This window comes from Gilliamella sp. W8123 (assembly GCF_016101085.1).
Lineage (GTDB): Bacteria > Pseudomonadota > Gammaproteobacteria > Enterobacterales > Orbaceae > Gilliamella > Gilliamella apis.
Genome location: NZ_JACFRE010000001.1, coordinates 273,627 through 287,651, shown reverse-complemented (window position 1 = coordinate 287,651; position 14,025 = coordinate 273,627). Strand labels below are relative to the sequence as shown.

Annotated in this window: 9 protein-coding genes and 4 tRNA genes; 10 read left to right on the top strand and 3 right to left on the bottom strand. The window is 35.1% G+C overall.

Going from position 1 to position 14,025, the window contains the following annotated elements; genetic code table 11:
* Window positions 1–135 precede the first annotated feature (135 nt).
* Complete coding sequence (locus tag H3T56_RS01300) at window positions 136–1,902, top strand: DEAD/DEAH family ATP-dependent RNA helicase (protein ID WP_198191828.1); 1,767 nt, start codon at window positions 136–138, stop codon at window positions 1,900–1,902.
* Between the two features lie 50 nt (window positions 1,903–1,952).
* Here the strand turns inward: H3T56_RS01300 and H3T56_RS01295 are convergent, their stop codons facing one another.
* Complete coding sequence (locus H3T56_RS01295) at window positions 1,953–3,350, bottom strand: MFS transporter (RefSeq protein WP_198191827.1); 1,398 nt, start codon at window positions 3,348–3,350, stop codon at window positions 1,953–1,955.
* A gap of 151 nt (window positions 3,351–3,501) precedes the next feature.
* Between H3T56_RS01295 and H3T56_RS01290 the strand changes: the two genes are divergently transcribed.
* Genes H3T56_RS01290 through recB form a run of 3 tightly spaced genes read left to right on the top strand, consistent with a single transcriptional unit; the run spans window position 3,502 to window position 7,725 of the window.
* Window positions 3,502–3,798, top strand: a complete 297-nt coding sequence (locus H3T56_RS01290; RefSeq protein ID WP_065578589.1) for a YfcZ/YiiS family protein — start codon at window positions 3,502–3,504, stop codon at window positions 3,796–3,798.
* Window positions 3,799–3,823: 25 nt separating this feature from the next.
* Entirely contained in the window at window positions 3,824–4,267 is a 444-nt protein-coding gene (gene sixA / locus H3T56_RS01285; protein ID WP_198191826.1) for a phosphohistidine phosphatase SixA, read from the top strand.
* Window positions 4,246–7,725 carry an exodeoxyribonuclease V subunit beta gene (gene recB, locus H3T56_RS01280; RefSeq protein WP_198191825.1) on the top strand — a complete coding sequence of 1,160 codons (3,480 nt, stop codon included), beginning with the start codon at window positions 4,246–4,248 and terminating at the stop codon, window positions 7,723–7,725. Before sixA ends, recB begins: the two co-directional genes overlap by 22 nt.
* 196 nt (window positions 7,726–7,921) lie before the next feature.
* Here recB and H3T56_RS01275 read toward each other — a convergent pair whose 3' ends face one another.
* The gene (locus H3T56_RS01275; protein ID WP_198191824.1) at window positions 7,922–8,926 is read right to left on the bottom strand and encodes a substrate-binding domain-containing protein; all 1,005 of its coding nucleotides are present in this window, start codon (window positions 8,924–8,926) and stop codon (window positions 7,922–7,924) included.
* A gap of 1,006 nt (window positions 8,927–9,932) precedes the next feature.
* On the opposite strand from H3T56_RS01275, the gene H3T56_RS01270 reads away from it, so the two are divergent.
* From H3T56_RS01270 to H3T56_RS01245, 6 genes are all read left to right on the top strand, one after another.
* Window positions 9,933–10,547, top strand: coding sequence for a TIGR04211 family SH3 domain-containing protein (locus H3T56_RS01270; protein WP_065578593.1), 615 nt, complete (start codon window positions 9,933–9,935; stop codon window positions 10,545–10,547).
* Window positions 10,548–11,645 carry a multifunctional CCA tRNA nucleotidyl transferase/2'3'-cyclic phosphodiesterase/2'nucleotidase/phosphatase gene (locus H3T56_RS01265; RefSeq protein ID WP_198191823.1) on the top strand — a complete coding sequence of 366 codons (1,098 nt, stop codon included), beginning with the start codon at window positions 10,548–10,550 and terminating at the stop codon, window positions 11,643–11,645. It begins immediately after the preceding gene.
* Between the two features lie 117 nt (window positions 11,646–11,762).
* Window positions 11,763–11,839 (top strand) — tRNA-Met (locus H3T56_RS01260).
* Between the two features lie 37 nt (window positions 11,840–11,876).
* A tRNA-Leu gene (locus tag H3T56_RS01255) sits at window positions 11,877–11,961 on the top strand.
* Window positions 11,962–11,987: 26 nt separating this feature from the next.
* Window positions 11,988–12,062: transfer RNA gene (locus tag H3T56_RS01250), tRNA-Gln, on the top strand.
* 128 nt (window positions 12,063–12,190) lie between these two features.
* Window positions 12,191–12,265, top strand: a tRNA-Gln gene (locus H3T56_RS01245).
* A gap of 267 nt (window positions 12,266–12,532) precedes the next feature.
* Here H3T56_RS01245 and H3T56_RS01240 read toward each other — a convergent pair.
* Window positions 12,533–13,945, bottom strand: a complete 1,413-nt coding sequence (locus H3T56_RS01240; RefSeq protein ID WP_198191822.1) for a hypothetical protein — start codon at window positions 13,943–13,945, stop codon at window positions 12,533–12,535.
* Window positions 13,946–14,025 lie beyond the last annotated feature (80 nt).

Here is a 14,025-nt window from a genome sequence, read left to right as displayed (position 1 = left end):
TATAGTGTTTTATTTAGGTAATGTAATATTTTATGAGCAATATTGTAATCCTCATAAATTATCTTGATTAGTAATTATCAGGTGTGTTGCTAACTTAAAAGTAAGCCTATATATCCAATTTGCAAGCGAGTTTACATGACAACAGAAATATCTTTTATTGACCTTGGTTTATCTGAGGAAATCCTTAACTCATTAAATGATCTTGGTTTTACTAAACCATCGCCAATCCAAGCAGAATGCATTCCTTTACTTTTACAAGGGAACGATGTGTTGGGTATGGCACAAACGGGTAGTGGTAAAACTGCTGCTTTTTCCATTCCTTTTTTGATGAATATTGATGCTAATTTAAAAGCACCACAATTATTGGTTTTAGCACCAACTCGTGAATTGGCAATTCAAGTTGCTGATGCCTGTGCTGAATATGCAAAATATGTGAAAGGAGTAAAAGTTTTACCACTGTATGGTGGTCAACGTTATGACGTGCAATTACGTGCATTAAAACAAGGTCCACAAATTGTAGTGGGTACTCCAGGTCGATTATTAGATCATTTAAATCGTAAAACGTTAGATCTTTCAAACCTTAAAGGTTTAGTTTTAGATGAAGCCGACGAAATGTTAAGAATGGGCTTTATTGATGATGTTGAAAGTATTATGGCTACGATCCCAGAAGATCATCAAACAGCACTGTTTTCAGCAACAATGCCGGCACCAATTCGTCGTATTACTAAACGTTTTATGCATAATCCGAAAGAAGTGCAAATCAAAGGGACTAAGCAAACTGCACCAGATATCGATCAGAGTTATTGGTTAGTACGTGGTATGCGTAAAAACGAAGCAATTGTACGCTTTTTAGAAGCTGAAGATTTTGATGCAGCAATTATTTTTGTTCGTACCAAAACAGCAACATTAGATGTCGCCGAAGTATTAGAAAAAAATGGTTATAGTTGTGCTGCATTGAATGGTGATATGACTCAGCAACTTCGTGAGCAAACGCTTGATCGTTTGCGTAATGGCCGATTAGATATCCTAATTGCAACTGATGTGGCTGCTCGAGGTTTAGATGTTGAGCGTATCAGTTTAGTTATTAATTATGATATCACTCTTGATTCAGAATCTTATGTTCACCGTATTGGGCGAACTGGTCGTGCTGGTCGTGCAGGACGAGCAATTTTATTTGTTGATAGTCGTGAACGTCGTTTACTTAAGAATATTGAACAAACAATTAAAAAGCCGATTCCTGAAGTAGCATTACCATCTAAAGAGTTGCTTGAAAAACGTCGTTTAGCGAAATTTACTCAGCAAGTTCAGCAACAATTAGAAAGTGCCGATTTAGATCAATATCAAGCGTTATTAGAGCAAATCCAAGCAGATAGTGGCGCAGATCTTGAAACGATTGCAACAGCATTATTGAGATTAGCTCAGAGTGATCGTCCGTTGATTCTTCCGCCTGATCCGGTATTTAAACCATCAAGAGAATTTCGTGATCGTGATAATCGAAATGGTGAACGTCGCTTACGTGGTGATAATCGTGAATCATCAAAACGTCGTGAACGCCGAGATGTGGGTGAAATGGATATGTATCGTATCGAAATTGGTAAAGAAAACGGTGTTGAAGTGCGTCATATTGTTGGTGCAATTGCTAATGAAGCCGATATTAGTAGTCGCTATATTGGTAATATCAAACTTTATGAAACTTATTCAACCGTTGAGTTACCAAAAGGCATGCCGAAAGATATCCTTAAGCATTTTGAACGGGTTAGAGTACTTAATCAACCAATGAAAATGAGCTTGGTAGCAGGTAAGCCATCTGAAGCTAAACGTGGACGTAAAAGTAGTAAACCAGAATCTAATGATAAAGGTTTTGCGAAAAAACGTGGCCGTCCTAGTGCACCTAAGTTCTAATACTTTTTAGGTTAGATTCTTAAGAACCTCTGCCAAATGGCAGGGGTTTTTTATTGCTTATCTTTTAGATTGTTACCTGCATTTTTTGGCAAGGTAATAAAGTCAATCATTGCTAACAAGGTCATTCCAGCTACCATTAATAGTGCTAAGCTAAAATCTTCCACCATTAAACCCGTTTGGCTATGGCCATTATAGCTAGATGCAATAAATAGAAATAAAGCACTTAACACAATGCCGAGTACGTTATTTAGCTGCTGGAAAATGGTAGATAAAATGTTAGCGCTCTGTATTTCTGTTTTATCAATTTCTGAAAAACTAAGCGTGGTGATGGTAGTAAATTGAATAGAACGAGCACCACCGGAAAAGAATAGAACTAATATAATCCAGATGATAGGTGTTTGTGGCGTGAAAAGGGCACATAACACAAAACTTGAAGATAATAACAGTCCATTGATAATCAGAATTTTGCGGAAGCCAAACTTATGAATTAAAGGTGTATTTACTGTTTTAAGCAGGATATTGCCGGCAAATAATGATAGCAGTAGTGAACCTGCAGTTAACGGTGACCAACCAAAACCGACTTGAAACATTAGCGGTAAGATAAACGGAGCACTATTTAAGCCAATACGTATTAATGAACCACCAAAAAAGGTCATTCTAAATGTGCGTTTAGAAAAAGCATATAGACTAATTAATGGATGTTGAGTATGAGCTAAATGATAGTAGGCAAAGATTAATATTAGGCTACCAACCAAAGATACTGTTACGCCTATCCAGAGACTACTATTTGAATGAGAAATCATTTCAAGCCCATAAACAAATAGTAGTAGGCCTAAACCACAAGTGATAAATCCAACACTGTCAAATGTACGTTTTTCAGGTAATTCTTTGGGTAATAATCGATGAGCGTAAAATAGGGCGATAAAACCTAATGGAATATTAAGAAGAAATATCCAGTGCCATGTTAGATATTGAGCAAAGAAGCCACCAATAATCGGTCCCATTAATGGCGCAATTAAGCCTGGCCAAACTAAAATAGAAATAGTGCTGACTAAATGTTGTTTTTCCGTTCGACTTAATACCACCGTTCTGCCTACCGGTACCATTAATGATCCACCTAAACCTTGAATTAATCTTGCGATGGTAAACATGGTCAGATTAGTCGATATGGCACACAATATTGATGCTAACATAAATAAAATAATCGAAATCGAAAAGACTCGATAGGCGGTGAAACGGTTGGCGATCCAGCCACTGGCCGGTAAACCAATTGTAAGTGCTAGCATATAGGCGCTAATCCCAATAGATAAATCTTGAGGATTGGTTAGAAATGACTTTGCCATAGCTGGAATTGCCGTGGTGATCACTGTAGCATCTAGATTTTCCATGAAAAACGTTGCAGCGACTAAAATCGCCATTTTTCGGACGTGACTATTCTGTTGCATCATGTAATTTGATTAATTCGGAAAAATAACAATAAAACTTTAATATACGCCAAAAATTTGTGTTGTGGTAAAGGTTTTTAACATTTTGCCCTTAATAGTGATTAAGAGTATACTAATGCCATATTAATCGGTAAAACAGAGGTAGAGGTACACAATGACAGATTCTTTAAATAAATGTAAAGCTAACGAAACACCAGTATGTTGTTGCGTTGATGTAGGTACAATTATAGACAATGAAGATTGTAGTGCAGAATATGAGCATGTTTTTACATCTGAATCAGAAGCAAATGCCAAATTAGCTACATTAACTCAAGCTGCAAAAGCTGTTGAAACAGAGCCTTGTGAAATTAACAGCAGCATCGATAAAGTTGAAAATGGCTATAAATTAACGGCCAAATTTACTTTCTGTTGTGGCGCTGAATGTATGATTTTCCAATTGAAATTACGTTAATCATTCTTTTATGAAAGTTTGTATTATGAGACATGGTGAGGCAGGTTTTGCTGCTTCATCTGATGCAAGTCGTACTTTAACTAATTATGGTTTAAAACAAGCCTGTCAGGCTGGACTATGGCTTAATCAACATAATTTTAAATTTGATTTAGGGTTAGTTAGTCCTTATTTAAGAGCCCAACAGACTTTCACTGAATTATCCTCACACTGCCGAGTTTCTCAATTCGAAACTGATAATCTTTTGGTGCCTGGCGGTAGCCCTTCTCATATTGCTGATTTATTAATGACACTACCCGATCGTGGTATCGAAAATGTGATTATTGTTTCGCATCTACCTCTAGTTGGTTATTTGGTTAATGAGTTATGTCCAGATGTTTCACCGCCAATGTTTCCTACAGCTGCTATTGCTTGTGTTGATTTATCCGCCAATACGGCAGGAAAGCTAGAATGGTTTCATGTAGTGGAATAAAAAAGCTTAACTTATTTGATTTACCTTTAACTGGTCGAACGCTAATCGAAGCGTCAGCAGGAACAGGTAAAACCTATTCGCTCGCATTTATTTATCTGCGATTATTATTGGGGATTGGTAAAAACAGTTATCCCACACCTCTTGATGTTAATCAGATTTTAGTGGTGACCTTTACTAAAGCCGCTACTCAAGAACTGCGATCTCGTATCAGGCAAAATATTCAAGAATTACGATTAGGGTTGTTACAAGGTCATCATGATGATCCAATTTATCAACAATTAATTGATTTAGTTGATGATAGCAACCAAGCAATACAGAAATTAACCCAAGCACAACAATCAATGGATGATGCGGCGATTTATACGATTCATGGTTTTTGTCAACGTATATTGACTAGTCATGCTTTCGAATCAGGTGTACTGTTTGAACAAACATTGATAACTGATGAACAAGATCTAAAGTTACAAGTTGTGCAAGATTTTTGGCGTAACTATTTTGTTCCTCTCGATAAAGCATTAGCCTACCTGATTCTTGACTATTGGCAGGATCCAGAAAGATTGCTATCCGACATCAGACCTTATTTAAATTTTGAATTTGATGAGCAGCAAGAAGAATATATTGATATCAGTGGCAAGATTCAGCAATTTTATCAAAAATATTTTCAGCAGATCAGTCTGATCAAAAAACAGTGGTTAGATTCAATTGCCGATCTGCCAGAAATAATTGCTCAATCAGGCGTTAATAAACAATCCTATAGTAGCCGTAATTTACCTAATTGGTTGGCTAAAGTTACTGCTTGGGCGCAGATGCCAATCCGTTCATTTAAACTGCCTAGTGAGTTAACTAAATTTAGTCAGTCGATTTTAATTGAAAAAACTAAGCAAGGTAAAAATCCTCCGACTCATGCCGTTTTTGAGAGTATTGAAGCGCTATGTAATAGTTCTATTGATTTACGCGGCGAAGTTCTAATGGATATCGTTAGAATCATTCAAAAGCGTATTTATATTCAGAAGGTAAAACGTGGTGAAATGAGTTTTGATGATCTCTTAAGCCAGTTGAACCGAGCTTTGCGCGCTAGAAATGGAAATCGATTAGCTGAGAGTATTGCGAAAAAATACTGTGTAGCGCTGATTGATGAATTTCAAGATACCGATCCGGTGCAGTATAAAATTTTTGATCGTATCTATAATCGTTATCCGAAAGAGACTGGGTTACTGTTTATTGGAGATCCTAAACAAGCGATTTATAGCTTCCGTGGTGCAGATATTTTTACTTATCTAAAAGCAAAATCATCAACTGGTGAAAATAATTTTACTATGCAGGTTAACCACCGTTCTTCATCATTGATGGTGAATGCAGTTAATTCGTTATTTAATCATCATGATAATCCGTTTATTTTTGAAAATATTCCATTTTTACCAATGGAAAGTGCCGAACGTAATCAACAAAAAGGTTTGATTATCAATAATCAAGAGGTTAATGCTTTAGCGGCATACTTATTACCTGATGAAGTTAGCACAAAAACCGATTATCAAGAGCATATCGCCAACTGCTGTGCTAAGCAGATTGTGACGTGGTTGATGGATCCGACCATTTTATTGAAGGATAAAGATGGTCAACGACCAATTACAACTGCTGATATTGCCATTTTAGTCCGTACCGGATACGAAGCAGAGATCATCCAACAAAAGTTAACCTGTGTTGGGGTTAAAAGCGTTTATTTATCTAATCGGAGTAGTGTCTTTCTAGCTAAAGAGGCACAGGAGGTCCTGTGTTTGTTACAAGCAGTGCTTATGCCAGAAAATGAAACCGCTTTGCGCTTAGCTTTAATGACGACACTGTTAGGACAAACCATGACCGAACTTGAGCAAATAACTGATGATCAAGATAAATGGGAAGGTTTGATAGAGGAGTTTAAACAGTATCAGATTATCTGGCAATATTATGGTGTGTTAGTCATGTTGCGCCGGATGATGAAAAAACGTCAGTTAGCTGAAAATATATTAGCTAGCCCAAATGGTGAACGGACTTTAACTAATTTGATGCATCTAGGTGAATTATTGCAAGAAGCGGCCGACGAACTTGATAGCCCACATGCTTTGGTTCGTTGGTTATCAAGGCAAATTGTCAGTCCTGATGCAAATTTAGAAAATCATGAACAACGATTGGAAAGTGATGAAAATTTAGTAAAAATTATCACTATTCATAAATCTAAAGGTTTAGAGTTTCCTATTGTTTGGTTACCATTTGCTGCTCAATTTCGAAATTCAGATAGTCAGTTTTATCATGACAAAAATAATGACTATCAACCAACTTATGCTTGGCTATTAACCGATGAAATAAAACAACAGATTGAAGATGAACGTTTAGCCGAAGATTTACGTTTACTTTATGTTGCTATGACACGTTCAATCTTTCATTGTAGCGTTGGTTTAGCATCATTAAAAAACAGTCAGTCTGCGATTGATTATTTATTAAAAGGTGACTTGCGTTCAATTGCTAAATTTGCTGATTTGGTTGAATTACAATTACCTATTTTAGGTGAGCTGTATAATGCTGAATTAGCTGCCAATCTTTCACTTACCGCCAATGTATTTAAACGTAAATTATCTAATAGTTGGCGTGTAACCAGTTATACCGAATTACAAAAGCATAATAATATGGTTGGTCTTAATTCAACTATGCTTAGTGATTGGCGTGAAAATAATCTCGAATCCGCCGATTCATTATCAACTGAAGAGCAATATGATATCCATCATTTTCCAAAAGGTGCATATGTTGGTACATTGTTGCATTCCATTATGGAAAATTTAACACCAACTAATGCCGAGGATTTGTGCGCTAGTACGATTAAAAAATTGAGTTTACCACCGCATTGGTTAACAGTGCTAATTGATTGGTTACAACAGGTTTTAGCAACGAACCTAAATAAAAGACAAGATCAAGATGGGCCGTTATTAGCCGATGTTTTAAATAGCCAATGTATTAATGAATTACAATTTTATTTTCCCATTCGCAGTGCTGTGACCAGTAAACAATTAGATAGTTTATGTAAAGAGTATGATGATTTATCCAAACAATGTCCTCCTTTAGATTTTGAAACTGTACAAGGCATGTTAAAAGGATTTATCGATTTAGTGTTTGAGTACCAGGGTAAATATTATATTGTAGATTATAAATCAAATTGGTTAGGTGATGGGGTAGAGGCTTATACCGAGTCAGCATTAAATCAAGTTATGTGTGAGCATCGTTATGAGCTGCAGTATCAAATTTATTGCTTAGCCCTGCATCGATTTTTACGCAGCCGTTTAGCAGATTATCGATATGAAACGCATTTTGGTGGTGTTTATTATCTATTTTTACGGGGACTTCCTAAACAAGGGATCTTTTATCATCTACCAAAGCAACAGTTTATAGAGAAACTCGATAAATTATTTGATGGGAAAGATTTAACTTAATCAACTAGGCACAAATACTTGTGATTTTGCGATATCTGGACAACATAATGGCAAAGAAAATCAAATTAGTTTTGGTGTGCAAACTGAAGTTTGGTTTTAGGTAGTCTTATTTGGGTAAATAGGTCAATGTCGAAAACTGTTATTATAAAGTTTTCGACATTTCTTAGGGCCTTGTTCGTTTTAAGTTTAATATTAATTAGCGAATATTATTAACTGAGTATCGTTTAGTTAACGTTGGAATAAATACATTAATTAAGTTAGCTGGTGGAGGTTCTCCTTTTGCTAATTGTAATGCAAGTTCAGCTGCTTGTTCGGCCATTGTGTGTAATGGATAACGAATAGTTGTTAGCTTTGGATGTAAATATCTAGCAATTAAAAGATCATCAAAGCCAATGATCGAAATATCATCCGGAATTTTTATATCATTATCGTATAATACTGACATAGCACCAGCAGCCATTGAATCATTGTAACAGGCAATCGCCGTAATTTGTCGATTTCGTTCTAAAAGAGACATCATTGCTTGTTCTCCTCCTTCTTCATTAGGAGAACCGAAGGCAATAAAATTATCATTAATATCAATGTGATGCTCGATTAATGCATCTTTATAGCCTTGTAATCTATCTGCTGAGTCAGAGATGCTGTGATTGGAACATAAATATCCAATATTAGTATGACCATGCTGAATTAAATGTTTAACGGCTAGGTAGGAACCATAACGACTATCAAGAGCAATACAGCGTTTTTCAAAACCTTCCAATATTCGATTAATTAGAACCATACCAGGAATTTGCTGCATCAGCTTTATTAATTGATAATCCTCTAGCATTTTTGCATGCACAACTAAAGAAGAACAACGATGTTCTATAAGATTAGTTATAGCATTATATTCTTGTTTTTTATTGTGGTAACCATTACCAATCAGCAAAAAATGGCCGTTTTTCGCTGCAACTTTTTCAACAGTACTAATCATCGCGCCAGAAAATGGATCGGATAGGTCTGCCACCACAATGCCAATAGTCTTAGAGTTTTGTTGGGATAACGCTCGGGCGTTAGCATCAGGGTAATAATTTAATTTTTCCATGGATTTTTTTACTGTTTCACGTGTTTTATTACTGACATTGTCAGCGTTATTAATTACCCGTGATACCGTTGCAACGGAAACCTTTGCTAATTTTGCAACATCTTTTATTGTCGCCATAAAAAATCCTTTTAACTTTTTTTAACTTATTGCCAATATAGAGTTTTAGATTATTGATCGGTTAGAATAAATAGCTCGTAAATTGGCTGAAAACCTAAGATTCAAATATTACTATTACATTTGCTATTGTTGTTGCCCGTAATATTCTGAATATCAACTTAACTGGTTATAATAGAACAAAATTTTTAGTTTGCCAATAAGCTCATTTTTATATGAATCGTTTCAGTAAAAATATATTAATGATGAAGATTGAAAATATTTAGCTGTAAAATTTAACGAAAAAAGTAAACATTTTGGTTTGTTACTACTTCTATTCACATGGCGTAACTGGGGGGTAGTTCTTGTAAATAAATATTCATTAACCAATGGTGTTGGATAATAAATTGCATAGCATAATGATTGACTATTAACTCTATATTTTGCTGAATCCTAAAATTTTAATCTATCCTAGTACATCAGTAACCATATTAGTGACGCCAAATTTACCTTTTTAAAAATCAGTTTGTTATATGAATGTTGTGACGATAAATATAACTACTTTTTGATGCTGATTTGCTACCGAATAATTTATATTACTAGGCTTCCATCAATATTTAATTGGATACGCTTGCTATTTAAAAAGAACATTATTTCAGTGTTAATTAGTGAATTAAGTACCGTTACTATCAGTACAAGTATCGTATTTACACTCATTAATTGTAATTGATTACTTAATGAATGATGTTTAGAACAGGTTTAAATGGTTAAATTGATTCTTATATTAAGGTTATTTAAGATAGTTAGATATATTTATAATTATATTTTTTTGATATTAATGTGATGATTTTTTTGATTTATTAACAATTATTGGATTATTGTTTTTTGATTTATATTTTTAATGAATGTAATCGGTTTCATTTACTATTGATAAAATTTGAGATTATCAAATTTTTATTATAAATGGTTGTGCGAAAAGGCTACTTTTTGTGTTATCATGTTTTTATTGTGGGTAAAAATTTAAAATATCATGAAAAAACAGAATATTATTACTTTACTTTCTTTTATTGCTGTAGCTTTTAGTGCAAATGCAGTTGATAAATATGTTACTGAAAATGTTGATATTTATCTACGCCGAGGCCCTAGCTCTCAATATGCTTATTCAAACGCAGTTAAAGCCGGTCAAAAAGTAATTGAACTTGAAAAAAGTGCTGATGGTAAATATACACGAATACAGCTTCCTAATGGTAGTTCAGCTTGGATTGAGTCTAATAAATTAAAAGATCAACCTAGTTTTAAAGAGCTTGTACCATTATTAGAAGCACAACTTGCTGAGTATAAAGATAAAGTTGATAATGCAGAAAAAAATCAACAAAATGCCATCCAAGATTATGCCGAAAAACTACAAAAAGCTGAACAATCGATTGAAAGCTTACAAGCTAAGAATAATGAGTTAGAACAACTTAATAAACAGCAAGAGATGAAGCTTGAGTCTATGTTAAATCAAGTTGATGATAAGCGCCGTGATCTGATTGTAACTTGGTTTACTTATGGTGGATTAGTTGCTGGTGGTGGTTTCCTTCTAGGTCTTATTTTGCCGGCTATTATGCCTGGCCGTCGTAAAAAAGATCGTTGGATGCGTTAAATGAGTAAAATCTATCTTGTTGGCGGTTCAGTTAGAGATAGATTGTTACATCTCCCTGTTGTTGATCGAGACTGGGTTGTGGTTGGTGCAACCCCAGATGAACTTTTAGCATTAGGTTATCAACAGGTTGGTAAAGATTTTCCTGTTTTTTTACATCCCAAAACTAAAGAAGAGTATGCTCTAGCTCGAACAGAGCGGAAATCAGGTAAAGGCTATACAGGCTTTATTTGTGACTTTAGTAAAGATATTACTTTAGAGCAAGATCTTATTCGACGAGATCTTACTATAAATGCGATTGCCATGGATCAAGAAGGCAATATAGTCGATCCTTATCATGGTGTTAATGATATTAAGCTTAAATTATTACGCCATGTTTCTCCTGCATTCAGAGAAGATCCCCTACGAGTTTTGCGAGTGGCCCGTTTCGCTGCCCGTTATCACCATTTAGGTTTCAGAATTGTTGCTGAAACGAATAATTTAATGAAAGAGATGGTCTCTGCTGGTGAAATAAATACCCTTACAGCAGAACGGGTATGGAAAGAGACTGAAAAAGCGCTAGCGACTGAGGATCCGCAAGTTTATTTTCAAGTACTGGAACAATGTGGTGCTTTAGCGTTATTATTTCCATCACTCAAACTTTCCAGCACTATTACTGATGCATTAAAAAAATCGACTTTACTGACGAATGATCTGACCGTGCGCTTTGCAGTCTTGTGTGGTGAATTTGTATCCAAAACTGAGCTAGAAAAACTTTGTTTACAAATTAAAGCCCCCAATCAATATACGAAATTAGCAATTATGGTGCAGCAATTTCATAATAGTGTTACTAACGTGATACAATTAACTGCGGAACAAATTATCGAATTGTTCAATAAAATAGATGTATGGCGCAACCCAGCCCATCTTAATCAATTGATAATTGCTAGCCAATCTTATGCTAAAACGGAATTATTTCCTCAAGCTCAATACCTTGAACAAGCATATAAATTAGCTCAAGCAGTCGATGTTCAAAATATAATTGCTGAAGGTTATACTGGAAAGTTAATTCATAATGAGTTACAAAAAAGGCGAATTGAAGTGATATTAAACGGTATTTGATTGCATCTTAATCAATCGTCACTTTTTTTTAAAATATCTAAAAAAAAGGGTTGACGATTTGCCGTAACACAAGCATAATGCGCCTCGCAGTGTTGGTTATGACGTTGCGAATGAAATGGCTACGTAGCTCAGCTGGTTAGAGCACATCACTCATAATGATGGGGTCACAGGTTCGAATCCCGTCGTAGCCACCATTAAGATTAGTTTGTACTTTTACCGAAAGTATACAGTGCGGGTGTGGCGAAATTGGTAGACGCACCAGATTTAGGTTCTGGCGCCGCAAGGTGTGTGAGTTCAAGTCTCTCCACCCGCACCATTTTAATCTTAATGTCTATCCTTTATTGGGGTATAGCCAAGCGGTAAGGCAGCGGGTTTTGATCCCGCCACGCCCAGGTTCGAATCCTGGTACCCCAGCCATTCCAATCTGCTCATATTTTTATATCCGACTTTTAGTCTATTTTTATATTGGAACTTTTCCTCTATAATCAATTCTATAAAATATGCGGAATTAGTATATTTATCAGATATCTAATCTCCATTCATATTGGGGTATAGCCAAGCGGTAAGGCAGCGGGTTTTGATCCCGCCATGCCCAGGTTCGAATCCTGGTACCCCAGCCATTTAATTTTCAAACATTATCTATGTATCACTCTTTTGAGTGAATTGATTAATGTCAATTGATAGTCATAGTTAAAAAAATCAGCCACTAGTTATTTTTTGGATTAAGTTTATTTATATTATTTAATATATAAATGATGAGTTGCTTTTAACAGTAAATACTAAAGTGGATTATCTGCTTTTTAAAAGCGAAATTAAAATTATTTTAGCTATAATAACAATGAAAATTGCGTTATATCATCTTATAACGCAATTTATGAATATATTTTCTATTTCAGCACACAAACAAAATATAATTCATTATCTTTCAACTGCCATTCAATAGCCCCTTTTGTTGAACCTACTGCATATTGGTTATTACTATCTCTTTCGTCTGAAGTCCAATATAAATGTCCTTTAGGGAAATGGTTACCGGGATAGGTGTGATGATAATAGTTTTCTTCGTTAGTTACATCACCCCATTCAGCTAAAAGATTGTTTCCAACCTGACGATAATAGTGATTTGTTGTAATGGCTAGGCAATTATCTGAGTTATTATCAGATTGGCAAGCACCGCCACTAGTTATAAGACCTTGGTCACTGTTGGTTAAATCTTCAATAGATGGAACGATATAGTTTCCCTGACAAACACTTCTACTTTGATTATAAGGATAAAAATCTTGGCTGGGTGCGGAGAACCATTTCTTAATAGTAAACGAATAAATATCTTCACCGTTGGATTTTATAGAAAATGTAGGATTTGCTTCAGTGGCTTCTCCTAGCAATTTAACTTGAACAGCCGTGTTAGCCAGGTGGCTATCTACATCATTATCACTAATTGTGTTTATTTGAACATTTACTCCTTTTGAACTATTTGATGATGTTATTGTCGATAAATCAAAAGGTGCACCAGCTATAAACATGAGAAATCGTGCTTGATCAAATCCAGTAGTTGGAAAACCACCAGCACTGACTTTATTGACGAAGCCAGAATCAACTATGTATTGATTGTTATCACCCCAAGTTAAATGAGCCCAGTCACCAGTGTAATCTCGATTTTCGAAAGGGAATGAATATACAATTGATGGTCGATTTGCACAAACGGTAGGTTTGATCGCATTGTAAATCAAAAAGTCACTTTTAGGCGTAGAATAAATTGTATAATTTGGCATGCCATATTCAGAAACTAAAGCGATAGTGCCTGAAATTCTGATATATGGGTTCCACCCCAACCGTGCTAGCTCACAAAAGGTTCTATTTCTATCTGGCTCCAATAACAAATAGGATATATTGGCAGCTCGATAGAACCAATCTATTTTAAAACCGCCATCAGGTGGGGTTATTGTAGTTATAACATCGCCGTCATCATCAGAGACGTTCTGGCTATCAATTGGATTAGTAGGTGAAAATGGCATTATTATAGGTTCAAAACCATAATCAGACTTTAACATAGTTAACAATTGATTTGGTGTGGTTGTATTAGGATCAACTTGAGGGAAATTTATGGACTTTATTGTGTCGTTTAAACTATTTAATTCAGAGTTTATTGTAGTTTGTAATTTTACTCCAAAATAGTGAAAGTTTTGTTGATTATATTCTCGAGATCCATTTATGCCTATCGCATCTGGGTTAATAAAATAGGGAGCGGAACCATGAATAACCTCTACTGTTTTTGTATCCAATGCCAAAGCTAATCCGCTCATTAAAAACACTGAAATTAAAAAGAATATGATAAATCGTGTTAAGCATTGAAATTGAGAACACAGAATAAAATTAAATCCTT

Bases quoted from the DNA above. Each gene is read 5' to 3' on its own strand.
- H3T56_RS01300 (WP_198191828.1), top strand. From the start codon at position 136: ATGACAACAGAAATATCTTTTATTGACCTTGGTTTATCTGAGGAAATC.
- H3T56_RS01295 (WP_198191827.1), bottom strand. From the start codon at position 3,350: ATGATGCAACAGAATAGTCACGTCCGAAAAATGGCGATTTTAGTCGCT.
- H3T56_RS01290 (WP_065578589.1), top strand. From the start codon at position 3,502: ATGACAGATTCTTTAAATAAATGTAAAGCTAACGAAACACCAGTATGT.
- sixA (WP_198191826.1), top strand. From the start codon at position 3,824: ATGAGACATGGTGAGGCAGGTTTTGCTGCTTCATCTGATGCAAGTCGT.
- recB (WP_198191825.1), top strand. From the start codon at position 4,246: ATGGTTTCATGTAGTGGAATAAAAAAGCTTAACTTATTTGATTTACCT.
- H3T56_RS01275 (WP_198191824.1), bottom strand. From the start codon at position 8,926: ATGGCGACAATAAAAGATGTTGCAAAATTAGCAAAGGTTTCCGTTGCA.
- H3T56_RS01270 (WP_065578593.1), top strand. From the start codon at position 9,933: ATGAAAAAACAGAATATTATTACTTTACTTTCTTTTATTGCTGTAGCT.
- H3T56_RS01265 (WP_198191823.1), top strand. From the start codon at position 10,548: ATGAGTAAAATCTATCTTGTTGGCGGTTCAGTTAGAGATAGATTGTTA.
- H3T56_RS01240 (WP_198191822.1), bottom strand. From the start codon at position 13,945: ATGAGCGGATTAGCTTTGGCATTGGATACAAAAACAGTAGAGGTTATT.